Here is a 24,030-nt window from a genome sequence, read left to right as displayed (position 1 = left end):
GCGTCCATCAAAATTGCTGTAACAACGGATGATCCATGCCAGATTCACGCTTTTTCACCACTGCTGATCCCGTCGATCTCGTCCGCGCCGCGGCGCTCTGCGAAGGCGCAGTGGTCGAGGATAGCCGTATGGATCAGACGATCAGCCATGTTTGCGGCATCGAGGATGATGATCGCAATGGTGCGGCCATGTTCGTTCGTGACGCCAAACTGCTCGCGGGTATTGCGACCAATCCGCCGACAGCCTGCCTGCTGCCTGAGCGGCTGCTGGATGCGGCGCGCGAGGCGGGGCTTCACGAAAGGACCGGACTGATCGCCTGCGCCAATGTCAGGGCATCCTTTGCCCTGCTCGCCGGGGCGCTGCACGAGTCGATTTCCGAGACGTCAATCGTCCCGACGGGCACTGACGAAGCCACGATTGGCGCCGATTGCCGGATCCATCCTTCCGCCATTATCGGCGATGGCGCCGAGATTGGCGACGGCTGCACGATCGGGGCCAATTCGGTGATCGGAGCCGGAGTTATCCTGGGGAAAGGCTGCTGGATCGGGGCGCATGTCTCGATCACCCACGCCATCTTCGGCGAGCGCTGCCGGATCCTGGCAGGCGCCCGCATTGGCGAGCTTGGCTTCGGATTTGTCGTCCACGAAGGGCGGCAATTGCGCGTGCCGCAGCTTGGCCGCGTCATCCTCGGGGATGAAGTCGAGATCGGCGCGAACACCACGGTCGATCGCGGTGCCCTCGCTGACACGAAGATCGGTGACTATACCAAGATAGATAACCTTGCGCAGATCGCCCATAATGTCGTGATCGGGAAGAATTGCGCCCTTGCTGGCATGTGTGGCATTTCCGGCAGCTGCGTGATCGGAGACGGGGCCATGCTTGGTGGCCAGGTCGTGTTGAGCGACCATGTCACGATTGGCGCCGGGGCGACGATCTATGCGCGGTCGGCCCTGATGCGCGATGTGCCGCCGGGTGAGGCCTGGGCAGGAATGCCGGCCAAACCGGCCCGCCAATATTTCAAGGAAATCGCGACGTTGACGAAACTGGCGAAAACGGGCTCCAAAAAGACGGATCCCGTGAAAAACGTGCCAGAACAGACTGGCGAAGAATAGGAAAGATCATGTCGGATACGGACATCCAAGACTATCTCGAACCGCTTCAGGTTGCCGATATCATGAGGATATTGCCGCACCGTTATCCGATGCTGATGGTCGACCGCATCATCAACATCACGCGGGATAATGGCGGGACCGGCATCAAGAACGTTACGATAAACGAGCCGTTTTTCGAGGGGCATTTCCCGGCCAAGCCCGTTATGCCGGGTGTACTGATCATCGAGGCAATGGCGCAGACGGCAGCGGCCTATACCGCCCATGTCGAGAATCTCGATACGAGTGAACGTATCGTGCTGTTCATGGGTGTGGAGAAGGCGAAATTCCGCCGCCCCGTTGTGCCCGGCGACCAATTGCATATCCATGTCCGTGTCGCGCACAAGCGCCCGCCTGTCTGGAAGTTCGAGGGCAGGGTCGAGGTCGATGGCAAGGTTGTCTGCGAAGCCAGCTTTGCCGCGATGTTGACGGCACCCGTGTAAACGCCCACTGACTAATGCCGGGTCAGACCGGCCTGTTCCTGAAAGAATTCCTATATGGCGACCATTCACCAGACTGCGCTAGTCGATCCATCAGCGTCGATCGCCGACGATGTCGAGATCGGCCCGTTTTGCCAGGTCGGACCCAATGTGGTCCTCGACAAGGGCGTCAAGCTGCTCGGGAATGTCGTGCTCACGGGCAATACGCATCTGGGCGAGAATACCGTCGTTCACCCCTTTGCCGTGCTCGGCGGACCGCCGCAGCATCTCGGCTACAAGGGAGAGGACACAAAGCTCATCATCGGCAGAAACAACACCGTGCGCGAACACGTCACGATGAATCCCGGCACCGTGTCCGGTCGCGGCCAGACGGTCATCGGGGATAATTGCCTGTTCATGGCAGCGACCCATGTCGCCCATGACTGTATTGTCGGCAATAATGTCATCATGGCGAACAACGCCACGCTGGGCGGTCATGTCATCGTCAGCGACTTCGTTTTCATGGGCGGACTATCGGCCGTTCACCAATATTGCCGTGTGGGGATTTATTCCTTCGTCGGCGCCGCGGCGCTGGTGACAATGGACGTCATTCCGTACGGGTCGGTTATCGGCAATCACGCGCGGCTCGAAGGGCTGAACATTGTCGGCATGAAACGGCGCGGCACGTCCCGTCAGGTAATTCACGATATTCGTGCCGCCTATCGGCTGCTGTTTGCCCGTGAAGGGACCTTGCAGGAGCGTATCGAGGACGTGACCGCCATGTTCGCCCATTCGCAGGAAGTCATGACAATCATAGAGTTCATGAAGGCGGACTCTTCCCGCGCTCTGTGCACCCCGAAAGGCTAGCCGATGAAGCGCTGGACGAAACTCGGAATCATCGCGGGCGGCGGCAATTTGCCGATCAGGCTGGCGCGATCTTGCGAGACGACGGCCAGCCCCTATTACGTCATCCGCCTGAAAGGCTATACCGACGAAGCCCTCGATGCCTATGATGGCGAGGTCGTCTATATCGCCGAATTCGGCAAGCTCGTCCGGGTGCTGAAGGAACAGGGATGCGATGCGGTCGTGATGGCAGGTATTGTCTCCCGGCCGAACTTCGCGCAGTTGAAGCCTGACTGGCGCGCGGCAGCGCTGCTGCCCAAGGTCATAGCCGCGGCACGCCGTGGCGATGGGGCGCTGCTCAACACGCTGGTCGAACTGTTCGAGGCCGAAGGGTTCGTCGTCGTCGGCGCCGAGGAAGTGGCCGAGAATCTGTTCGCACCGGCCGGGACCATCGGTAAGCTGGCGCCATCCGACCGCGATCTCAATGATCTGGCCAAGGCTGCGCAGGTGGTAAAGGCGCTCGGACGTTTCGACATTGGCCAGGCGGCGGTCGTGCGCAATGGCCATGTGCTGGCGATCGAAGCGGCAGAGGGCACCGATGCCATGCTCAAGCGCTGCGCCTCCCTGCCGGAAGACATGCGCGGCTATGAACCTGACGAGGAGATCGGCCGTCGCGGCGTGTTGCTGAAGCGGCCGAAGCCCGGACAGGAATTGCGGGTCGACCTGCCGACCATCGGGATCGAGACCGTCCGCAATGCCGCCGCAGCGGGACTAGCCGGAATCGCGATCGAGGCGGAGGCAGGCTTGATCATCGACCGGGAAGAGGTCGCTGCCGCTGCCGATGAAAGCGGCCTCTTCGTGTACGGATTTACTGGTGAAGACCTGGAACCACGATGAGGGCCAAGTGATCACGCCCGACAGACCGCTGACGATCATGCTGGCCGCGGTTGAGCCGTCGGGCGACAGTCTTGGCGCGGCCCTTTATGCCGAACTGAAGCAGCGTGCGCCTGACGGAACACGGTTTTTTGGCTGTGGTGGCGAGCAGATGTCGAAGGCCGGGTTCGAGAGCGCTTTTCCGATCGATGCCTTTTCGGTTGTCGGGTTCACCGATGTGATCGGCGCCATCCCCGAAGGCATGAAGCGGGCAAGGGACCTTGCCGAGCTTGCCGCGAGGGAAAGGGCCGATATTGCGATCTTCATTGATGGCTGGACCTTCAGCCGCATTGGCGCCAAGCGCATGAAGCATTACGCGCCGGATACGCTGGTCGTGAAATACGCTGCGCCGCAAGTCTGGGCCTCGCGGCCGCAGCGGGTCGACTTCGTGAAGCAGTATTTCGACGCCGTGCTGACCCTGCTGCCGTTCGAGCCCGCCTATTTCGAGCGGGAGGGCGTGGCAGCGGAATTTGTCGGTAATCCGAATTTCGAGCGGGCCGCTCGCCAGGCGGGTGATCCGAAAGGCTGGCGGCAAGCCAACGGCCTTGTTGACGATCCGCTCCTGCTGGTTCTGCCCGGCAGCCGCCGGGGTGAAGTGACCCGGCTGGCCGATCCGTTCTGTGATGCCATCCGCCTGTTGCATGCGCAGATGCCGGACCTGAAATTCGTCATGACGCCGGTGCCCTCCGTAGAGCCATTGACGCGCGACTTGTTCGCCCCGGTCGAGGATCTGGTTCTGTACGCCTCGCCGGAGGACCGGTTCAGCGTGTTCCGGGCCGCCGATGCGGCAATGGCGGCATCAGGAACGGTTTCGACGGAACTTGCCATTGCCCGCACGCCGATGGTGGTCGCCTATCGCGTCGACGAGCTGACCTATTACTGGGCGCAGCGGGTGATGATATCGGATTATGTCTCTATCCTGAATATCGCCGCCCAGCGCGAGATCATCCCCGAGCTGCTGCAGAATGACTGTACGGGGGCGATGCTGGCCGAGGAAGTGACACGGGTGCTGACCCATGACGAAAGCCGCCAGCTGCAGCTGACGGCTTTCGATGATTTTCTGCCGAAGCTCGGTCTCAGTGACAAACCGGCGGCGGCACGCGCTGCCGAAGCAGTCCTGCGTCTCGCCGCCAGAAAGTCCTAGAGCATCTTGCGGGCGACCGGGCGTAAAAAGATGCTCTACGCCTTTGAAATAGATCGAATTTCTGCGTTCAAAATGATTCAATTTGAACGCCGGTTGATCTAGCGATCGTCGCGAGCGACGAAGCTGCGTTTGGCGGCGCCGGTATAGATCTGGCGCGGGCGGCCGATGCGCTGGTTCGGATCTTCCAGCATTTCCTGCCACTGGGCGATCCAGCCCACCGTCCGGGCGACGGCGAAAAGGACGGTAAACATGGACGTCGGGAAGCCCATCGCCTTCAGCGTGATGCCGGAATAGAAGTCGATATTGGGATAAAGCTTCTTCTCGATAAAGTATTCGTCCTCGAGCGCGATTCGCTCCAGTTCCATGGCCACTTCCAGCAGCGGATCGTCCTTGATGTCGAGAGCGTCGAGAACCTCGTGACAGGCCTTCTGCATGACCTTGGCGCGCGGATCGTAATTCTTGTAGACGCGGTGACCGAAGCCCATGAGGCGGAACGGGTCGGACTTGTCCTTCGCCTTCTCGATATATTCCGGGATGCGATCTTTTGTGCCGATCTCCTGCAGCATTTTGAGGGCGGCCTCATTGGCGCCGCCATGGGCCGGGCCCCACAGGCAGGCAATACCGGCAGCGATGCAGGCAAATGGATTGGCGCCGGAGGACCCGGCAAGACGCACGGTCGAGGTCGACGCGTTCTGCTCATGGTCCATATGCAGGATGAAGATCTTGTCGAGCGCGCTCGCCAGCGTCTTGTTGACCTCGTAATCCTCAGCCGGGACCGAGAAGCACATGCGCAGGAAGTTCTCGGTGTAGCTCAGTTCGTTGCGCGGCGTGACGAAAGGCTGGCCGACGCAATATTTATGCGCCATGGCGGCGATGGTCGGCATCTTCGCGATCATGCGGTGCGAGGCGATCTTGCGCTGCTCCGGATCGTGGATGTCGGTTGAGTCGTGATAGAAGGCGGACAGGGCGCCAACGACGCCGCACATGATCGCCATTGGATGGGCATCGCGGCGGAAGCCGTCATAGAACTGCTTGAAGTGCTCATGCACCATGGTGTGATAGGTGATGTCATCCTTGAAGCCGGCATACTGTCCTTCGTCTGGCAATTCACCGGACAGCAGCAGATAGGCGACCTCGATGAAGTCGGAATTCTCCGCCAGCTCGTCGATCGGATAGCCGCGATAGAGCAGGGTGCCTTCGTCGCCATCGATGAAGGTGATGTGCGATTCGCAGCTCGCCGTGGACGTGAAACCCGGGTCGAGTGTGAACATGCCGCTGTCTTTGTAGAACTTGCTGATGTCGACAACGTCCGGGCCGTGGGTGCCGCTGTAGACAGGTAGTGTCAATTCCTTGTCATTAATCTTGAAAATAACGTCGCCATTGGGCGTAAGATTGCTATCCATGGTCTACTCCGTTGTGCGATGCAAAATTCCTGGAATGTTGGCCGGATAATAGGGCCTGTTACAAATATATCCAGCCCGGTAATGAGATTTGACGCAGTTGCCTGAGACGTCCCCTAACCGGTGACCTGGTCCCTGATCCGGGCGAGGGACTCATCCCTGCCGAGAGCATAGAGAACCTGGCCAAGAGACGGCGAGGGATGGCCGGCCGTCAGGGCCGCGCGCAGTGGCGGTCCAACCTGACCGAAACCGACACCCTTTTCCTCGGCATAGTCCTTGAGTGCCTGCTCGAGCCTGTCTTCCTGCCAATCGCCGATGGCGTCAAGCCGCTCGGTGATCTCCTGAAGAGTCTCTGAAACACCCTCCTTTTTCAGGGGCTTGCCGGACTTTCCAGAGACATCAAGAGGGCGCTCTATGGTCACGAATCTGGCGACATCGGCGATGTCGGCGAAGGTTTGCATGCGCTCCTTCAGGAACGGCGCAGCGCGCTGCAAACGCAGCTTGAGGGCGTCCGTTACCGCGATGCCGGCGAGGAACGGCTCGGCAGCCGTGATCATCGCCGCATCGTCCATCTGGTGCAGATAGTGCGCGTTGACATGGTTCAGCTTGTCGGTGTCGAGCCGGGAGGGTGCCTTGTTGATGTCGGTGACATCGAACCACTCCTTTGCCTTTTCCATCGGGATGATCTCGTCATCGCCATGGGACCAGCCAAGGCGCAGGAGGTAGTTGCCCAGTCCCTCCGGCGTGTAGCCCAGGTCGCGATAGGCCTCGACGCCGAGGGCCCCGTGGCGTTTGGACAGCTTGGCGCCATCCTGGCCGTGGATCAGCGGCACATGCGCGAAGGCCGGGACATCCCAGTCCAGCGCCTGATAGAGCTGCTGCTGGCGCCCGGCATTGACGAGGTGGTCGTCGCCGCGGATCACATGGGTAATGTCCATGTCATGGTCGTCGACGACGACCGCGAGCATATAGGTCGGCGTGCCGTCCGAGCGCAGCATGACCATGTCGTCCATTGCCTCTGCCGGGAAACGGACATCGCCCTGGATCAGATCCTTGACCAGCGTTTCGCCGGTGCGTGGCGCCTTCAGCCGGATCGAATAGGGGCCCTCAGGAAAGCCGCCGGTCGCATCCCGCCACGGGCTCTCGAAGCGCCTGCCAGCGGACCTGGCGTCCTCGCGGGCCGCGTTCAGGTCATCACCGGCAAGCCAGCAGCGATAGGCGCGGCCCTGCTCGAGCAACTGATTGGCGATCTCGGCATGGCGCGGCGCGCGCTCGAACTGCGAGATCGGCTCTCCGTCCCAGTCGAGACCAAGCCATGACAGGCCGTCGAGAATGGCCGCTACAGCGCCTTCATTATGGCGGCTGCGGTCAGTGTCCTCGATGCGTAGCAGGAACCTGCCATTGCCGCCGGCAACCTTGCCCCGTGCATAAAGCCAGTTGAAAAGGGCTGTCCTGGCGCCGCCAATGTGCAAATATCCAGTCGGTGATGGCGCAAAGCGGGTAACGATCTGTCGGCTCATCGGTCTGTAACCTGTCCTTCCTGGATTGGTTGCGGGAGGGCGTTGCCTGGAATGCGTTGCCTGATATGTGGGGGCATTAACACGCTGATGGGGGCTAGAGCTACGGCGTTCATTCAGGAAACTCAAGCCGCCCGCCGGAAAAGAGGCAGGCGGGTCGCCTGGCAGGCTTTCGGCCAGCGTGTGCTGGCGCGTCTGGCAGGTATGATCCGGGCCGAGCGGACGAACCGGTTCCTCTGGGTGCCGGTCTTCCTGGCCGTGGGTATCGGCATTTATTTCTCCTTACCGGTTGAGCCGCCGTTCCGGCGCGTCCTCGCGGGCGGGGCGTGCCTTGTCGCGATCGCCTTGGGTTGGCGGTATTTGTACGCATGGCCTTCCGGTGCGGGGATAATTTTAATCGCCATCATCACGGTCACCGCCGGGTTCATGCTGGCGATGATCCGGACCCAAATGGTCGCTGCGCCAGTGCTGACGGTGGAGACCGGCTTTGTCGATATCGAAGGCTTGTTGCTCGAGGTCGAGGAGGGGCCTGACGGGCGGCGCATGATCATCGCGCCATCGCAGCTTGGTGACCTTGAGGCCGATGTGATGCCAGCGCGCGTGCGGCTCACCTGGCGCGGTGACGGCTTCGCGGCGGCGCCGGGAGATGTGATCGCGCTCAGGGGCAATCTGTCGCCGCCGCCCGCGCCGGTCGCGCCGGGGGCGTATGATTTTGCCCGCCAGCTCTATTTCGAACGCATCGGCGCGGTCGGATTCGCCGTGTCCACACCGCGAGTCTTGACGGCCGGCGAGCCTACAACGGGCCATCGTATCGAGTCGTTGCGGCTGGCGCTGGGACGCCGGATTACCGAGGCGATCGGACCGGATCGCCCTGCAGTCGCGGCGGTTTGCGTTGCGCTGGTCACTGGCAAACGCGATGCTGTGCCACCGCAGACCGAAGCGGCGCTGAGGGATGCAGGGCTTGCGCATCTGCTGGCGATCTCGGGGCTGCACATGGGACTGGCGGCCGGGCTGTTGTTCTTCGTCATCCGTTTCCTGCTGGTCCAGAGCGAATATCTGGCGCTGCATTACCCGGTCAAGAAATGGGCGGCAGCGGCGGCATTGCTGGGCGCAACGGCTTACCTGCTGATCTCGGGTGCAGCGTGGTCGACGCAGCGGGCCTACATCATGGCCGGGATTTTCTTTGTCGCCATCCTGATCGACCGGCGCGCGCTGTCGCTGCGCAATGTCGCGATTGCGGCAACGCTGATCCTGGTGCTACGGCCAGAAGCCTTGTTCCAGGCGGGCTTCCAGATGTCCTTTGCGGCGGTGACGGTGCTGATCGCCGCCTATGAGTGGTGGCAAAAGCGGCAATTGGACAAGCCATATGATCCGCTCGCGGAGAGTAAACTGGCCGGTCCTCTCGGGGGCGCATGGCGGTACACGGCGGGGCTGGCCATGACCAGCGTTCTGGCGGGCTGGGCGACGGGCCCGTTTGCGATCTTCCACTTCAACCGCATCGCTGCCTACGGCCTAGCCGGGAATCTTCTGGCGATGCCGATCATGGGCTTCGTCATCATGCCTGCCGCGATCATGGGGCTGGTGCTAATGCCGGTCGGACTCGACTGGATCGCGTGGCAGGTGATGGCCTTCGGCGTCGGTCTCGTTATCGACATCGCCACCATGGTTTCCGGCTGGCCGGGTGCACTGGTCCATGTCGCACAGATGAACCTTTCCGGCTTTCTGACCGTCATCGCCGGCGGGCTCGTGCTTTGCCTGATGAAGACCGCGCTGCGTTATGGCGGGCTTGTGATGGTTCTAGCGGGGTTCCTGCTGGGCGGGCATAGCCCGCAGCCGCATCTGCTGATCGCGCCTGATGCCGCCAACATCGCTTTCAGGCTGGATGGCGAAACCGTGCTGCTGAATCGCAACCGGGAACGGTTCGCTGCGGGGGTCTGGCTCACCAAGGCCGGACAGAGTGATGATCTGCGCGACGTGGCGACCGTACCGGAACTGGCGCGTGACGGCAGGGGCTCAGCCTGCGATCAAACCGGCTGTGTGCTGCGCATCGAGGACCAGACCATTGCCATCTCGGACACGCCGCTGACCCTTGCCGAGGATTGCGGCATGGCGCAGCTGGTCATCGCCCGCTATCCGGTTGCACAGGATCGCGCCGGCAGATGCCGTGCGCGCTTGATCGAAACTGGCCAGATCGCCCGTGACGGCACGCTGGCGATCACCATCGATCGCAACGGCCGCGTGACGTTGCGCACCAATCGCGCGGCCAGGGGGACAAGGCCATGGACCGCCGGCGGCGTCGGGTGATGCCCTGATCCGCCGCGACCTCAGTACTGGCGCAGCAGACCGACCAGCTTGCCCTGAACCTTGACCCGGTTCGGGCCGAAAATACGGGTCTCGTAGAGCGGGTTTGCCGCCTCAAGCGCGATCGATGCGCCTTTCTTGCGCAGGCGTTTCAGGGTCGCTTCCTCGTCATCGACAAGGGCAACGACGATGTCGCCGGACATGGCGTCATCTGCTCGCTGGATGAGCACGATATCGCCATCGTGGATACCGGCGTCGATCATGGAATCGCCCTGGACCTCAAGGGCGAAATGCTCGCCAGAACGCAGCATGGAACGGGGCACGGAAAACCGGTCCTGCTCGTGCTGAATGGCTTCGATCGGCGTGCCGGCAGCGATGCGCCCGAGCACGGAAATCTCTTCCACGCCATCATTGGCGGCCGGCGCGACCGAGGCGACATTGCCCGGCCTGGCGGCCGAGCCCCCTTTTGCGTTCATGGGTGCCTTCATCTGGCCGGCGGACCCCTCGATCACCTCCGGCGAGAAGCCACGGGCGCGGATATCGTGCTGGCTGACATCGTCAGGCAGGCGGAGGATCTCGAGTGCGCGCGCCCGGTGCGGCAGGCGGCGGATGAAGCCGCGCTCCTCCAGCGCCGTGATCAGGCGGTGAATGCCTGACTTGGATTTCAGGTCCAGCGCCTCCTTCATCTCGTCGAACGAGGGCGAGACCCCGCTCTCGCGGATACGCTGGTTGATGAAAACGAGCAGTTCGCGCTGCTTGGCGGTCAACATGGGCTTTCCTTTCCGTGCCGGGCCGCAGGAACAGGGCGCCGACTCACCGGTAGAACAAATCATATACGTTCTACTCATGTTCCAGACACGCGTCAATGGGGACAACAGAAAAGAGTCAAGCGAATCAACGCGGTTTGATCAATTCCGCTATCTTGCAGGGTGCAGGGCATCGGGGCTGCGGAGCACCGGACGCGAAACCGTCGATCAAATTGATTACAGCGGCGCGTTCTTGCCCGTCACGAAAGCGCGCGGTGTGGTGCCGGTTTCCTTCCTGAAGGCCTTGTAGAAGGTCGATCGGGAGTTGAAGCCGACGTCATGGGCAATCGCGAGGATTGATGATTTATCAGAGGTGAGAAGATGCTTTGCCCGCTCGATCCGCCAGTGGCTGACGAAATCGAAAAAAGTCGTGCCCATTCGCTCATTCAGTGTTTGCGATACGTGATGCGGGGCTGCGCGCACATAGCGCGACAATTGCTGCAGGGACAAATCCGGGTCCAGATAAAGCTGACCCTGGCTCATCGCCGCTTCAATCCGCCCGGCGATTGTGTCGGCGATCTCCGGCGACAGTGCCGAGCGTTCATACTTGCCTTTTGGTAGCTCATCCGATGCCTGCCCAGGCATATCCGCCACCGCTTCCTGCCTGCTGGCTGGCGCCGTCGCAAACACGATCAGAAACAGCAGAACGCCCGCGGCCAGAGCCAATGTTGCTTCATCGGCAAACAGCCGGCCGGGGCCGAGATTGTCGGAGACAATCGTGATTGCCGACAGGCACCACAGGACAACGATCATCACGGTCAGCCAGTCAATCCACCTCAGCTCCCGCTGGTAAAGATTGGAATACTGGTCTTTCAATCGCGCCCGGAAGGATCGCAGCTTCCTGATGACCATGGCGAGATAGCCGAAGGATGACAGGCACCAGAGCAGGACCAGGGTGAAGGTCAGAAATGCGAGCGCGGCCGGCATTACCCCTTCAGGCAGCGCGCCATCGACCAGCATTGTCGAGCGGGAGGCGGCGGGCAACAGCCAGTAGCCCAGCGCAATCCCCAGCCCCGCCAGCGGCATCGCGGCGTGCCGCCAGCTTGGCATGCCGGTTGACCTCTCGGCGGTGTGTTCGCTGACATACAGATAGATGGCGGGCGGCAAGGCCAGAAGCATGGGCAATACAAGAGGCAGATAGAATTCGTACAGACCCCGCGCGAAGGTAGCGATCAGGGGCAGGGCAGCAATGCCGGCAAGACAGGCCAGCACAGAGGCTAGGCGCAGGCGCACGCCTTTGTCGCTGCGCAGGGCAAGCAGGGTGCCCGCCGCGGCGATCGCGACATTTGCCGCCGATAGAGCAATCATTCCCTCGCTTTGCATGGCCATTTATACGACCGGTTTCCGGCGGGCATCAACCGGTCAGGCGTCGTGTATCCGCCGCGTTCCTGTCCGACCCGTCCGGGATGGACGACAGGACGCGGAAACATCGCCAGCGTTGCACTCATGGATGCCTCGACCGGGGCAGCTTCTTCATATCTGGACGCAGCGATGACCCTGATACCTGACGCAGTGACCGTTTTGCATGTTGGCCTCGGCACCCTTGCCGTTGCCGCAGGCGCGATTGCGCTCGCCGTGCGCAAGGGCGCGCCGATCCATATTGGCGCCGGTCGGGCTTTTGCCGTGACGATGGGCCTGGCGTCTCTGCTGGGCGCAATCCTGGGTCTGGCAAACCCCACGGAATATTACATCACCTTTCATGCGGGCATTCTCGGAACGACCCTGATCGCGAGCAGCTGGCTGTCGGCGCGACTGCGTGCCGCTCGCCCGGGATGGGCGACGCTGGCCGTGGCCGCCGCAAATCTCGCCAATTTCGCCGGGCTGGTCATCGCGGGCGTGATCGCGCTCGGGCAACCGGAAGCCATGCTGTTTGGCTTTGCCGCAACGGATTACTTTTTTCTGTCAGCCATGGCCGGCCTCGCGGTTATCGGCGATGCCAGCCTCGTGTTTCGCGGCGTGCTTGGCGACCGGCACCGGATCGCCCGGCATCTGTGGCGCATGTGTCTGGGCTTTTTCATTGCGGCCGGGTCGGCTTTCACGGGTCCGGGCGCCAGCGCCTTTCCCGAGGCGGTCCGCAGGTCCGGTGTTCTGGCGATGCCTGAACTGCTGATCTTGCTGGCTCTGCTGTTCTGGCTTGTCCGCACCTGGTGGAAGGGCGCGCCGCAATTGCCGGAGAAGGCCCCTGAGAAGGTTGCGGGGGAGGCACAATGAGCGGCGCATCACTTGTCGGAGACGCCCATTTCGCAGTTGGCTGCGCCGCGCTCATCGCCGGGTTCACGGCTTTTGCCGTGCGGAAAGGGTCGCCGGTCCACAAGGGCGCCGGGGCGATCTTTCTCGGCTCGATGCTGGCGCTGACCGCCAGCGGGCTCTGGATGAGCATCGCAAGGGAAATCCTGTTCACGGTATTTCTGTCGGCAATCGCGTTTCACGCGTTCGTTTCCGGGTGGGCCGCTGCCGCGGTCAACAGGCGTGTCGGCGGCACTATCACCTTTGGCTCAGCCATTTTCTCCGGCGCCATCGCCGCGGGCGCGATCTATGGTGGTCTGCGCGCCGCCGAGGCACCGGGCGGCGTTCTCAACGACCTTCCGCCTGCCGCCTTCTATAGTCTTGCAGCGATTGCGCTGCTGATGTTTTTCTTCGATATCCTGTTTGCGGTTTCCAAGACACCATCCGGGCAAAGACGATTGACGCGGCACGCATGGCGGATGGGCTTTTCCTTCTTTCTGGCCAGCAGCATCTTCTTCTTCGGCAATAATCACGTCCTGCCCGAGATGCTGCGCCATCCGGTTTTCCTGTCCGCGCCGGTCGCCGCGGTGCTCATCTGGACGATTTATTATGCGGTCAGGACGCGGCTGTCTCTTCGGCGGCCAGGTGACCCTGCGGCCTGAGACGGCTTTGCATAAAGGCGGGCAGGCGGGGGCGCGCAAACCGCCGCCACTCGGTGGGGTCGGCGTAAAAATTCCATGAGAGCGCTGACATGCCGATCGCCCGATCGATCTTCTTTTCGGCTATGGCTGGGACGCCATGGCGCGCCGGTCTATCGGTGAGGGCTGGCGCGCTCTCATGTTTACAAGGCTGGCCGGCTAAAGTAACTGTTTCACAAGGCAGTATTATCTCGGGGGTTTGTTCATGCTGATGTCCTTGTCGGAAAAGTTCGTGTTTCTCGGAAATCGCAAGGCGGCGTCGACCAGCCTGCAGGATTTCCTGACGAAACGGTGCGAGGTGATTTCCTCGACCAGCTGGAAGTTCGGGCCTCACCCGGTCACCGGCAACCCGACCAAGCACATGACTTATGAGGAATGGACCCAGATCTTTGCTGCCTTCTTCCGGAAGTTCTCTCTGGTGCCAGACAACTTCCTGGTCTTCGGTGTCATCCGCGACCCGGCCGAGCGGGTGCGCTCGTTCTACAGCTTCATCTCCGATATCCCCGACACCAATATGAAACGGAAATATGGCGAACTGACGCTGGATCAGTTCGTCGAGCTCTATCTGACCGATGGCTTCATGTATAATTACCGCAAGCTGTCGCAGGTCGAGTTTTTCGGCCAATCCAATTTCCTGATCCGGATGGAGCAGGCGAGCGAGGATCTTGACGCCCTGTACGAAGAGACGGGTTATGATTTTCGCGGGGCGATGCAGAAGGCGCGAAACCCGTCCCGGCCGCGCGAGCTGTCCCTGTCACCCGAGCTTAAAAAAGCGCTCGCGGACGCGCTGAAGCCGGAATACGACTTGTATGAGAAAGCCGGCAGGATGCTGACGCCGATCGAGCCTTCCGACGCTGTTGATATTTCCGCCGCGATCAAGTTCATGGCGCTGAAAACCAATCAATACGATATGGCGGCAACGCTGTTCAGCCGCGCCAAGGACAGTATCTGGACGGGGACGAGCACTGTCGACAAGTTGTTCGGCCATCCGGCGATCATTCCGTAGGGCTTGGTCTTCAGGTGGTTGCCCCTCACCGGCAGGCGAGGCCTGCGGTATTGAACAAACGATCCGTGGTCGCTGTTCTCCCGTCTGCACTGTCAAGGCACGGAACACCGTTCCGCCAGACGATGCGGTGAGAAGAAAGCGATCGATCCTGTGAATCAATCGTTCTTTGAACGCGCACCCCCCCGAATGCCGGCGGAAACCTGATACGCCGATCATCCGTGCAGGTCACACATCAGGGCCGGCGCCTCCACCCGGTCCTCACCGGGCTTGGGGGAAGTTATACGGCGGGATGGGGCGGCGGGGACAAGTTTCCCTCACCCAAAATCAGCAAGCTGATTTTGACCTCTCCCAGAGGGAGAGGTGAGGCATTGCACCTTTGTCGGGAGTTTTTCCCCACCTCTCCCTTGGGAGAGGTCGAAAGTCCGTCAGGACTTTCGGGTGAGGGGTTCATTCACCACCCAACAACGCCATCGTCGCAGCCGTCACATCCTCCTGCCGCATCAGGCTTTCGCCGACGAGGAAGCAGCGTATGTCCGATTTGGCGAGGCGCTGGAGGTCGGCGTTTTGCGTGATGCCGCTTTCGCCGATGAGGATCTTGCCGTCGGGCACCAGTTTCGCCAGCCGTTCGGACACGGACAATGACGTCTCGAAGGTCTTCAGATTGCGGTTGTTGATGCCGATCAGGGGCGAGGCGAGGTCGAGGGCGCGTTCGGTCTCCTCCTCGTCATGGACCTCGATCAGCACATCCATGTTCAGCGTGTGGGCGGCGTATTCCAGCTCGGCGGCCAGGGCGTCCGACAGGCACGCCATGATCAGCAGGATGCAGTCGGCGCCCCAGGCGCGGGCCTCGGCGACCTGATAGGTGTCGATCATGAAATCCTTGCGCAGGGCGGGCAGGGACGTCGCGGCGCGGGCGGCGCGCAGATAGTCCGGCGCGCCCTGGAAGCTCGGCCCGTCGGTGAGGACGGAGAGGCAGGTGGCGCCGCCGGCCTCGTATGCTTGCGCGAGCGCGGGCGGGTCGAAATCGGCGCGGATCAGGCCTTTTGACGGGCTTGCCTTCTTCACCTCCGCGATCAGGCCGAAGCCCGATTGCGCGGCGCGGGCCAGGGCCGGGGCGAAGGGGCGGATCGCCGGTGCGGCGGCAGCCTCTTCCTCTATCCGGGCGCGGGGTTTCAGCGCCTTTGCTGCGGCGACTTCGTCGCGCTTGTAGTCGATGATGCGGTCGAGAATGGTGGTCATGAATTGGTCCGTTGCACGAGGGCGGTCAGCTTTTCAAGGGCCTTGCCGTCATCGATCGCCTTTGCCGCATGCCTGACGCCATCCGATAGCATCACCGCCTTGCCGGCGACGACGAGGCCGGCGGCGGCGTTCAGCAGCACGATGTCGCGATAGGCGCTGTGCTCGCCCTTGAGCAGGCGGCGCAGGGCGGCGGCGTTCTCTTCCGGCGTGCCGCCGACAAGGGCAGCGGGGTCGGTGGTCTCGAGGCCTGCTTCCTCTGGCGTGACCTCGAAGGACGTGATCGAGCCGTCGCGGCCCAGCGCGGTGACATGGCTGGGGCCGGTAGTGGTCAGCTCGTCAAGCCCGTCAGAGCCGTGGACGACCCAGGCGGATTTTGCGCCGAGGGATTTGAGCACCTGTGCCATCGGCTCGGTCAGGGCCCTGTCATAGACGCCGAGCAGCTGGAAGTCAGCGCCCGCCGGGTTGGTCAGCGGGCCGAGCATGTTGAAAAGGGTGCGCATGCCCATCTCGGCGCGCACCGGTGCGACATGGCGCACGGCGGGGTGATGGCGCTGGGCGAACAGGAAGGTGACGCCGATATCTGTGAGGGCGGCTTTCACCGTGTCCATCTCGGCCATGATGTTGACGCCGAGGGCGGTGAGCACGTCGGACGAGCCGGATGCGGAGGAGACGGCCTTGTTGCCATGCTTGGCGACGGGCACGCCGCAGGCGGCGAGGACGAAGGCGACGGCGGTCGAGATATTATATGTGTTGGAGCCGTCGCCGCCGGTGCCACACGTGTCGATCGCGCCCGCAGGGCCTTCGAAGCGGTCGGCCTTGGCGCGCATGGCGGTTGCGGCGGCGGCGATTTCTTCCGGTGTCTCGCCGCGCACTTTCAGGGCGGTGAGGAAGGTCGCGATCTGCACCGGGCTGGCCTCGCCCGACAGCATGATGCCCATGGCGGCGGCGACGTCGTCGGCGTCGAGGACATGGCCGTCGGCGGCCATTTTCAGGATCGGGGCGAAAGCAGTAGCGGTCATGACGGTATATCTCAGGCGGCCTGTTTCTGGCCGGTCAGGGCGAGGAAATTACGAAACAGCGCAAGGCCATGTTCGGACGCGATGCTTTCCGGGTGGAACTGGACGCCATAGACCGGCTTGTTCCGGACACGGACGGCCATGATCTCGCCATCGTCATCGGCGCTCGCCAGCACTTCGAGCGTGTCCGGCACGGTGTCGGGCCGGATGACCAGCGAGTGATAGCGCGTCGCGGTGAAGGGCGAGGGGATGCCGTCGAACAGCGGATCGGCGTTGTGGCTGATGGTCGAGGTCTTGCCGTGCATCATGCGGCCCGCGCGGGAGATTGTGGCGCCGAAGGCCTGGCCGATCGACTGGTGGCCGAGGCAGACGCCCATCAGCGGCACGCCGCGCTCGGCGGCGGCGGTGACGGTCTCGACGCAGATGCCAGCCTCTGAAGGGCTGCACGGGCCGGGCGACAGGATGATCGCCTCGGGGCCCATGGCCAGCGCCTCGGCGGTCGAGAGCGCATCATTGCGGCGGACGACGATTTCGCGATCCAGTCCGCCGACCAGGTGGACCAGATTGTAGGTAAAACTGTCGTAGTTATCGATGAGCAGAATCATGTGAGCAGAATCATGTTGGTAGAATCATGGAAGTCTCCAGCCTCGCCACTTTACCTATGGCGCGACGCGATGCAACACAAGTCCATGATTTTACTAAGGGTCTGCCAAAAGGTGCCCAGGGAACAGGCCGCTGAACGGGTATGAAATTCTTCCCCGAAAAACAGACCGTCTCACGGCGCGTTATGCGCAGCGTCCAGATGGCGGTGCTGCTGGCGCTGGGCGTGCTGGTCGGCGGCACGATCGCCTATGCCATCGGCAGCGGCGTGGCGGTCGAGTCGCGGGAGATGGCGGCGAGCGCGGACGGGGATGCGGCGCCGGCCCTGCCGGGGGCGGCACGGGCCGCCTGGTTCGATACCGGCAGCGAGAGGCTGATGGCGACGCGGCGGGCTGTGCCGGCGGCGGTGGTAGCGGAGGAGAGGCCGAAGATCGTCATCATCATCGACGATATCGGCATGAACCGGCGGGCCTTCGACCGGCTGGTGCTGTTGCCCGAACCCATGACCTTCTCGATTCTGCCCTACGCCGCAGATGCGCAGCTTTATGCCGACCTTGCCAGGCGGACCGGCCATGACGTTATGCTGCACCTGCCCATGGCGCCCGCCGGCGCCGATGGGCCGTCAAGCGCCGGGCCGGACACGCTGCGCCTGGCCGACAGCCCGGCCGAACTGCGCCGCAAGCTGGCGCTGAACCTTGCCAAGTTTTCCGGCTATAGCGGGATCAATAATCACATGGGCTCCGGCCTGACCGCCGATCCGTTCCGCATGGAAATCGTCCTTGAGCGGATCGAGCGGGACGGCGTCTATTTCATCGACAGCGTGACGTCGGGGGCGACGGCGGTGGAGGCGGCGGCCGGGCAGACAGGCATGGCCTATATCCATCGCGATGTGTTTCTGGATTCCGATTATGAAGAAGTGACCGAGGAGACGGTCGCCGCGCAGCTGCGCCTGCTTGAAAGCGTCGCACGGAGCAAGGGTTACGCCATCGGCATCGGCCATCCGTATGATTCCACCGTGACGGCGTTGCAGGACTGGGCGGCGACGGCAGGCGCGCGCGGCTTTGAGGTGATCACGGCGAGTGCCCTGGTGGAGTGGCTGGAGACGCCTGTCAAAGAAGAGGCTGAGCCTGCGAGGGCGATAGTGCGGCTGCGCTGATCTGTTTCCGCTTTCTGTCAAACTACTTGCAAGGGTTATGTTTCTTGCTTGTGGCGGCTCCTGACGGAGAGCCGGCCAGTCACCTGACCGGGAAACGCTCTAGCGATCCGGCTGGAAGGTGATCGTCAGCTGATAGCCGTCATTGTTGATCAGCCATTCGGAAATTGCCTGCAATTGTTCCGCGGTGCCTTCGATAATACGTTTGCCCCAGCCGGTGCCTGAGGCCTGGGTCTCGGCATGGCTGGCGGCATTGCCGATGCCATTGTCCCTGAGGGTGAGCGTGCACGTGGCGGAGTCGCTGTTGTCCTTGTGCATCGAGAGAAAAATCCAGATCCGGCCATGCTTGTTTGCGGGAAAGGCGTATTTCAACGAGTTGGTGACAAACTCGTTGACGATCATGGCCACGGCGGCGGCCTGGGACGAGGTGAAGCGCGCCTCGTCACAATTCAGTTCCAGGGCGACGTTGTCGGGCGCGTTGCCTTCGAGCAGGGTGACGACCCTCCTCAAATAGCGCTGCATGTCAATATGCTTCAAATTGTTGAAACTCGATAGTTCCTCATTCAGCATCGCAACGATACTGATGCGATCACCAATGTCCGTCAGTGCCGCATGGGTTTCGCTCGATCCGTGGCGCTTGCGCAGATTGATCAGCGAGGAAATCGTCTGGAGCGAATTGCTGATCCGGTGAACGATCTCCTGCTGCAAGACCGTCTGGAATTTCAGTGTGCGGCGCAGTTCGAGCTGCTTCATGATCTGGTGCGCGAGAAGGCGCAAGACCTCCTTCTGGGTTTCGGTAAGGGTCTTCGGCTTCTCGTCGAGGATGCACAGCGTGCCCAGGGGCAGCCCGTTCTCGGTCCTCAATTGCGCTCCGGCATAAAAGCGGAAGCCCGATACGCCGCTGCATAAAGGGTTATCCGCCGTGCGCGTGTCATCGAGCGTGTCCTGGATTTCGACGAATTCGTGATCGAGGATGACATGCGAGCAAATCGAGGTATCAAGCGGGGTTTCGTCGATGCCGAACCCTGTCTCCGCCTTGAACCATTGTCTGTCTGCATCGATCAGGTTGATGACGGAGTATTTGGTGCCGCAGAGTTCCGAGGCGAGCTTGACGATGTCGTCGAAGTCTTTTTCGCGCGGCGTATCGAGAATATCGTAGCTGTACAGGGCCTCGAGCCTTTCGGCCTGCCTGGGATGTGAGGCTGCTTTCATGTCGGTTTCATTCCATCGGAAGGTCGCGAGAGTAAAAATTCCCCGAGAGCCGGATTCTCCATAAGAAATTTAGCTCACTGGCCTTTCGGCGCACAAGCCTCTTTGGCTGCCTGGATCAGCGCGCCGGCCTTGTTGCGGCATTCGCGGATTTCCATCTCCGGCATCGAGTCTGCGACGATCCCGGCGCCGGCCTGGACATACATCTTGCCGTCCTTGATCACGGCGGTCCTGAGCGCGATGCAGGTGTCGACATTGCCGTTGGCGGAGAAATAGCCGATGCAGCCGGCGTAAGGCCCGCGCGAGATTTTTTCCAGTTCGGTGATGATTTCCATGGCGCGGATCTTCGGCGCGCCGGAGACGGTTCCGGCCGGGAATCCTGCCATCAGGGCATCGACAGCGTCGTAGTCCGGCGACAGCTGGCCGGTGACGTTGGAGACGATGTGCATGACATGGGAATAGCGCTCGACGGTGAACTGGTCCGTGACCTGAACGCTGCCGATCTTTGCGGCGCGGCCGACATCGTTGCGGCCAAGATCAAGCAGCATCAGATGCTCGGCGCATTCCTTGGGGTCTGCGAGGAGTTCGGCTTCGAGCGCGCGGTCCTCATCCTGCGTTGCGCCGCGGGGCCTTGTGCCGGCGATGGGGCGGATCGTGACTTCATTGTCGCGCACGCGCACGAGGATTTCCGGGCTGGAGCCCACCAGCGTGCATTCGTCAAAATCGAGGAAGAACAGGAAGGGCGACGGGTTCAGCCGACGCAGGGTGCGGTACAGCTCGAAGGGCGGCGCGGTGAAGTCGGCGGCATAGCGCTGGGACAGGACGACCTGGAAGATATCGCCGGCATTGATATACTCCTTGGCGATATCGACCATCTGCGTATAGCGCTCGTCTGTCGTGTTGGAGACGAAGTCCGGCGCTGGATAGCCGTCCGTGTGGAGACTGTCTGTCGGGACCGGGCGGCGCAGGTCTTCCATGACATCGGCGAGACGTTCGGACGCGCGCGAATAGGCGGCGCGGGCATTGATGCCGCCTTGCGGGCGCACCGGCGTGATGAAGGTGATTTCCTGCTTCACATTGTCGAAGACGGCGAGGATGGTCGGGCGGATGAAGATCGCATCGGGCAGGCCGATGCCATTATCCTCCGGCTGCGGCAGGCGCTCGATCTGGCGGATCGTGTCATAGCCGAAAAAGCCGAACACGCCGGCAAACATTGGCGGCAGTTTCGCGGCCATTTCTTCCGGCAGGTCGATATGGGAGGCGTCGAGCAGGGCGCGCAGGCTGTCGAGAACCGGGCCTTTCGCTGGCTTGAAGGCGGACGGGTCAGACGCGGCCTCGTCGTTGATCTCGACGGTATCGCCCCCGGCGCGCCAGATCAGGTCCGGCTTCAGGCCGATGATCGAATAGCGGCCGAGCTGGTCGCCCCCCTCGACTGATTCAAGCAGGAAGGCATTCTTCCGCCCGCCGACGAGTTTCAGGTAAGCAGAGACTGGCGTGTCGAGATCGCTGACCGCCTTGCGGCACAGGACTTGCGCCTTGCCATCGCGATAGGCTCCCTCGAAGGCGCTGAATTCCGGCGTGACGGCGTACACTGTCTATTCCGTGCCGAAGCTGAACAGGCGATCCATTTCAGCCGGATTGCGGGTGACGGTCAGCTCGTTCTGCAGTTCGGCGAGATAGGCCTGTTGCAGCTCGACGGCGATTTGCTGGCCGGTCGCTTCCTTGTAGAGCTCAATCAGCTGTTCCTGCTGCGGCATCGCCGGGAAGGTCGCATCGCGGACGATACCGGCATAGGCGGTCACCTCGTCATCGGCCCAGGCGCTGACGAGATTGCCGAGATCGGCATCGAACAGCGTCGAGACGAAAGGCTGCGGCAGGTTCTGCGGGTTGGCTTGGGAGGAGACGCGGGTGTCGGTCACGGTCGCCCCGGCAGCCTGCGCGGCATCGGTCAGGCTAGCGCCGCCGGATACCGCGTTGCGCAGGCTGGCGAGTGTCGCCTCGGTCTGGATGCGGCGGCGCTCCTTCATATAGGCGGAGCGGACGGCAGCGCGGACATCCTCGAAGGGCTGCAATTGCGGCGCGCGAACCTGATCGACGGAAACGGTGAAATAGCCGGTGTCGTCGGCAAGATCGATCACCTGGCTCTCGTCGCCTTCCTGCAGCAGGAAGGCTTCGTTGAGAATCTCGACCGGCAGGTCTTCGAGCGTGGCATTGTCCGGCGTGAACAGGTTGCGATCAACCGGGCCATAGGTGACGACATCGACATTGGGCAGGTCAGCGACAGCTTCCTGAAGGGTCGCGCCCTGATCGCGGGCAAGCTCGATCGTCTCGACAGCCTCGAACAGGCGGCGGGACGTCTCGTTCTCCGTCAGTTCGGCTTCAAGCGCGTCGCGCTCTTCGGCAAACACGGCTTCCTGTCCCGGCGTGATTTCCATCACTTCGGCGACGGTGTAACCAAGCAGGCCATCAAGAGGGCCAATCGGTTCGCCCAGATCGGTCTCGGAAAAGATCGCGTTGGCAAGCGTCGGATCGCTGAGATCATCCTTGCGCACGCCTTCATAGGTGACCCGCTCCAGCGGGAAGCCCTGCTCTTCGGCCAGTTGCTCGAAGCGTGTGCCACCGGCGAGGCGGGAGAATGCCGCCTGGGCCTCTTCGGCCGTTTGATAGGTCAGTTGACGGATCGTGCGCGTTTCCGGCGTCGACAGCAGTGCCTTGCGCGAGTCGAAAAGCTGGCGCAACTCATCCTCGGAGCGCTCCAATCCCTGGGCGAAGTCGCTGTTGCGCAGGATCACGGCGCTGAAAGTGCGATATTCCGGCGCCATGTAATCATCCGAATTGGCTTCGTAATAGCCGCGCAGCTCTTCCTCGGTCGGGGCGGTGATCGCCTCTGCCGGCGTGGTGAGGGAAACGAAGCTGACCTGCCGGGTTTCGCCCTGGCGTTTCAACTGGAGGTCCAGCCATGCCGTCGGCGCCGGGGTGGTGACACCGATCGACCCGAGCAGGTGATCGCGCAGGATCTCGAACGCGATCTCCTCGCGGAACTGCTCGAGGGTCAGCCGGTTATTCTGAAGAATGGCGATCAGCACTTCCTGATCGAACTCGCCGGAATTCGGGTTCTCGAAGGCGGGTTCGGACCGCAGATAGTCGCCGACCATTTCATTGGTGGCGGTCAGGTTCAGACGCGCGGCTTCCTGCTGGATGACGGAGCGGGCGGTGAGGGTCTGGATCGTCGCATCGAGCAGGCCCGCAGCGACGGCTTCGTCATTGGTCAGGCTCTCGCCCGTCTGGCGCCGGTAATAATCGACCTGCCGGGTAAACTCGTCGCGCACATCCGTCGTTTCGAATTTCTCGTCGCCGACGGTGAGGGCGGAACGCTGGGTGAAGTTGCGCAGTTCCGGCACGCCAACAAAGGCAAAGGCCAGAATCACCAGCACGATAAGGAAGGGGCCGGCGAACCCGGTAACCGCATTTCTGACCGTCGTAAGCATGAAGTCTGCTCCTGCACATTTCTTGACTGTAGGTGTGGCTTGCAGCGATAAGCCATCGCGCCCGATATTGGCAAGTGTTATGGGCTTTCAGCGGCGTTTATTCGCCCAGCCCGAGTGAAACTGAAAAACCGGACAAGGGGGCCTCATGGACGACATTCGCAAGCTGATCGTCGGCAACTGGAAAATGCACGGGCTGAAATCGGCGCTCGATGAAGTCGACAGGCTGGCCGAGCTGTGTAGCCGCGGAGAGCCAAAGGCGGATATCCTGATCTGCCCGCCGGCAACGCTGCTGTCGGAGATGGCCGGGCCATGCCGCGATGCGGGATTTTTCGTCGGCGGTCAGACCTGCCACCACCGGCTGAAGGGTGCCTATACCGGCGAGATCAGCGCGGAGATGCTGAAGGATGCCGGCGCGACCCATGTCATCCTCGGCCATTCGGAGCGCCGCCTCTACAATGGCGAGACCAATGAGCAGGTGAAGGCCAAGGCCGAAGCCGCGCTGTCGGTCGGGCTGATCCCGATCATCTGCATCGGCGAGACGCGCACAGAGCGTGATTCCGGCCAGGCCGTGGCGGTCGTGTCGCAGTTTCTCGCCGGCTCGATCCCGGACGAAATTGACGATTTTATCATCTCCTATGAGCCCTTATGGGCTATCGGCACCGGGCTGGTCCCGACGCCGGGCGAGATTGCCGAGATCCACATGGCGATCCGCCAGCGGGTCGGCGGGGATATTCCGATCCTCTACGGCGGCTCGGTGAAGCCGGACAATGCGGGACGCATCCTGTCCATTGCCAATGTCAACGGTGCGCTGGTCGGCGGGGCAAGCCTGAAAGCCGACGACTTCTACGGGATCATCAAATCGGCCTGAGGCCGGTATTCAGGGA

General features: G+C 62.1%; 21 protein-coding genes. 11 read left to right on the top strand and 10 right to left on the bottom strand.

Annotated elements, in window-relative coordinates; all coding sequences use genetic code 11:
- Positions 1–35 precede the first annotated feature (35 nt).
- From lpxD to lpxB, 5 genes are read left to right on the top strand one after another with little or no spacing between them, the layout of a single operon-like run.
- Positions 36–1,112, top strand: coding sequence for a UDP-3-O-(3-hydroxymyristoyl)glucosamine N-acyltransferase (lpxD, locus tag IEV88_RS05695; RefSeq protein ID WP_188160287.1), 1,077 nt, complete (start codon positions 36–38; stop codon positions 1,110–1,112).
- 8 nt (positions 1,113–1,120) lie between these two features.
- Complete coding sequence (gene fabZ, locus IEV88_RS05690; protein ID WP_188160286.1) at positions 1,121–1,591, top strand: 3-hydroxyacyl-ACP dehydratase FabZ; 471 nt, start codon at positions 1,121–1,123, stop codon at positions 1,589–1,591.
- Positions 1,592–1,645: 54 nt separating this feature from the next.
- Entirely contained in the window at positions 1,646–2,434 is a 789-nt protein-coding gene (gene lpxA, locus IEV88_RS05685) for an acyl-ACP--UDP-N-acetylglucosamine O-acyltransferase (protein ID WP_188160285.1), read from the top strand.
- 3 nt (positions 2,435–2,437) lie between these two features.
- Positions 2,438–3,307 (top strand): LpxI family protein, encoded by an 870-nt coding sequence (locus IEV88_RS05680; protein ID WP_188160284.1) that lies wholly within the window; start codon positions 2,438–2,440, stop codon positions 3,305–3,307.
- A complete protein-coding gene (gene lpxB / locus IEV88_RS05675) occupies positions 3,285–4,487 on the top strand; it encodes a lipid-A-disaccharide synthase (protein ID WP_188160283.1) in 1,203 nt (400 codons plus the stop codon). The genes IEV88_RS05680 and lpxB overlap by 23 nt, the downstream gene beginning before the upstream one ends.
- Before the next feature lie 98 nt (positions 4,488–4,585).
- Here the strand turns inward: lpxB and gltA are convergent, their stop codons facing one another.
- Positions 4,586–5,890: a citrate synthase gene (gltA, locus tag IEV88_RS05670; protein ID WP_188160282.1), complete on the bottom strand. Its 1,305-nt coding sequence runs from the start codon at positions 5,888–5,890 to the stop codon at positions 4,586–4,588.
- Between the two features lie 113 nt (positions 5,891–6,003).
- A complete protein-coding gene (gene gltX / locus IEV88_RS05665) occupies positions 6,004–7,407 on the bottom strand; it encodes a glutamate--tRNA ligase (RefSeq protein ID WP_188160281.1) in 1,404 nt (467 codons plus the stop codon).
- 87 nt (positions 7,408–7,494) lie between these two features.
- Here gltX and IEV88_RS05660 point away from each other — a divergent pair, with 87 nt between their 5' ends.
- On the top strand, positions 7,495–9,708 hold the full coding sequence (locus IEV88_RS05660; RefSeq protein ID WP_188160280.1) for a ComEC/Rec2 family competence protein: 2,214 nt from the start codon (positions 7,495–7,497) through the stop codon (positions 9,706–9,708).
- A 20-nt stretch (positions 9,709–9,728) separates the two neighbouring features.
- Here IEV88_RS05660 and lexA read toward each other — a convergent pair whose 3' ends face one another.
- A complete protein-coding gene (gene lexA / locus IEV88_RS05655; protein WP_188160279.1) occupies positions 9,729–10,475 on the bottom strand; it encodes a transcriptional repressor LexA in 747 nt (248 codons plus the stop codon).
- Positions 10,476–10,688: 213 nt separating this feature from the next.
- Positions 10,689–11,819, bottom strand: coding sequence for a helix-turn-helix domain-containing protein (locus IEV88_RS05650; RefSeq protein WP_188160278.1), 1,131 nt, complete (start codon positions 11,817–11,819; stop codon positions 10,689–10,691).
- Positions 11,820–12,002: 183 nt separating this feature from the next.
- Between IEV88_RS05650 and IEV88_RS05645 the strand changes: the two genes are divergently transcribed.
- The 3 genes from IEV88_RS05645 (at position 12,003) to IEV88_RS05635 (ending at position 14,441) form a co-directional block, all read left to right on the top strand.
- Positions 12,003–12,722, top strand: a complete 720-nt coding sequence (locus IEV88_RS05645; RefSeq protein WP_188160277.1) for a hypothetical protein — start codon at positions 12,003–12,005, stop codon at positions 12,720–12,722.
- The gene (locus IEV88_RS05640; RefSeq protein ID WP_188160276.1) at positions 12,719–13,399 is read left to right on the top strand and encodes a hypothetical protein; all 681 of its coding nucleotides are present in this window, start codon (positions 12,719–12,721) and stop codon (positions 13,397–13,399) included. The genes IEV88_RS05645 and IEV88_RS05640 overlap by 4 nt, the downstream gene beginning before the upstream one ends.
- Before the next feature lie 241 nt (positions 13,400–13,640).
- Positions 13,641–14,441, top strand: coding sequence for a sulfotransferase family 2 domain-containing protein (locus IEV88_RS05635; protein WP_188160275.1), 801 nt, complete (start codon positions 13,641–13,643; stop codon positions 14,439–14,441).
- Between the two features lie 447 nt (positions 14,442–14,888).
- Here IEV88_RS05635 and trpC read toward each other — a convergent pair whose 3' ends face one another.
- From trpC to IEV88_RS05620, 3 genes are read right to left on the bottom strand one after another with little or no spacing between them, the layout of a single operon-like run.
- On the bottom strand, positions 14,889–15,680 hold the full coding sequence (gene trpC / locus IEV88_RS05630) for an indole-3-glycerol phosphate synthase TrpC (protein ID WP_188160274.1): 792 nt from the start codon (positions 15,678–15,680) through the stop codon (positions 14,889–14,891).
- The gene (gene trpD / locus IEV88_RS05625; RefSeq protein WP_188160273.1) at positions 15,677–16,699 is read right to left on the bottom strand and encodes an anthranilate phosphoribosyltransferase; all 1,023 of its coding nucleotides are present in this window, start codon (positions 16,697–16,699) and stop codon (positions 15,677–15,679) included. Before trpD ends, trpC begins: the two co-directional genes overlap by 4 nt.
- An 11-nt stretch (positions 16,700–16,710) precedes the next feature.
- Positions 16,711–17,301 (bottom strand): anthranilate synthase component II, encoded by a 591-nt coding sequence (locus IEV88_RS05620; protein ID WP_188160272.1) that lies wholly within the window; start codon positions 17,299–17,301, stop codon positions 16,711–16,713.
- A 140-nt stretch (positions 17,302–17,441) separates the two neighbouring features.
- On the opposite strand from IEV88_RS05620, the gene IEV88_RS05615 reads away from it, so the two are divergent.
- Positions 17,442–18,452: a divergent polysaccharide deacetylase family protein gene (locus IEV88_RS05615; RefSeq protein WP_188160271.1), complete on the top strand. Its 1,011-nt coding sequence runs from the start codon at positions 17,442–17,444 to the stop codon at positions 18,450–18,452.
- Positions 18,453–18,551: 99 nt separating this feature from the next.
- On the opposite strand, the gene IEV88_RS05610 is transcribed toward IEV88_RS05615, so the two are convergent.
- The 3 genes from IEV88_RS05610 to IEV88_RS05600 form a co-directional block, all read right to left on the bottom strand.
- On the bottom strand, positions 18,552–19,661 hold the full coding sequence (locus tag IEV88_RS05610) for a histidine kinase dimerization/phosphoacceptor domain -containing protein (RefSeq protein ID WP_188160270.1): 1,110 nt from the start codon (positions 19,659–19,661) through the stop codon (positions 18,552–18,554).
- Between the two features lie 74 nt (positions 19,662–19,735).
- Positions 19,736–21,250, bottom strand: coding sequence for an anthranilate synthase component I (trpE, locus tag IEV88_RS05605; RefSeq protein WP_188160269.1), 1,515 nt, complete (start codon positions 21,248–21,250; stop codon positions 19,736–19,738).
- A 3-nt stretch (positions 21,251–21,253) separates the two neighbouring features.
- Positions 21,254–23,146 (bottom strand): peptidylprolyl isomerase, encoded by a 1,893-nt coding sequence (locus tag IEV88_RS05600; protein ID WP_188160268.1) that lies wholly within the window; start codon positions 23,144–23,146, stop codon positions 21,254–21,256.
- A 145-nt stretch (positions 23,147–23,291) separates the two neighbouring features.
- Here IEV88_RS05600 and tpiA point away from each other — a divergent pair, with 145 nt between their 5' ends.
- A complete protein-coding gene (gene tpiA, locus IEV88_RS05595) occupies positions 23,292–24,014 on the top strand; it encodes a triose-phosphate isomerase (protein ID WP_188160267.1) in 723 nt (240 codons plus the stop codon).
- Positions 24,015–24,030: the final 16 nt, after the last annotated feature.

The sequence above is a fragment of the Aquisalinus flavus genome (genome assembly GCF_014640095.1).
In the GTDB taxonomy this organism is placed as follows: Bacteria; Pseudomonadota; Alphaproteobacteria; order Caulobacterales; family Parvularculaceae; genus Aquisalinus; species Aquisalinus flavus.
The sequence above is the reverse complement of the archived record's forward strand: the minus strand, read 5'-3'. Positions and strand labels throughout refer to the sequence as shown.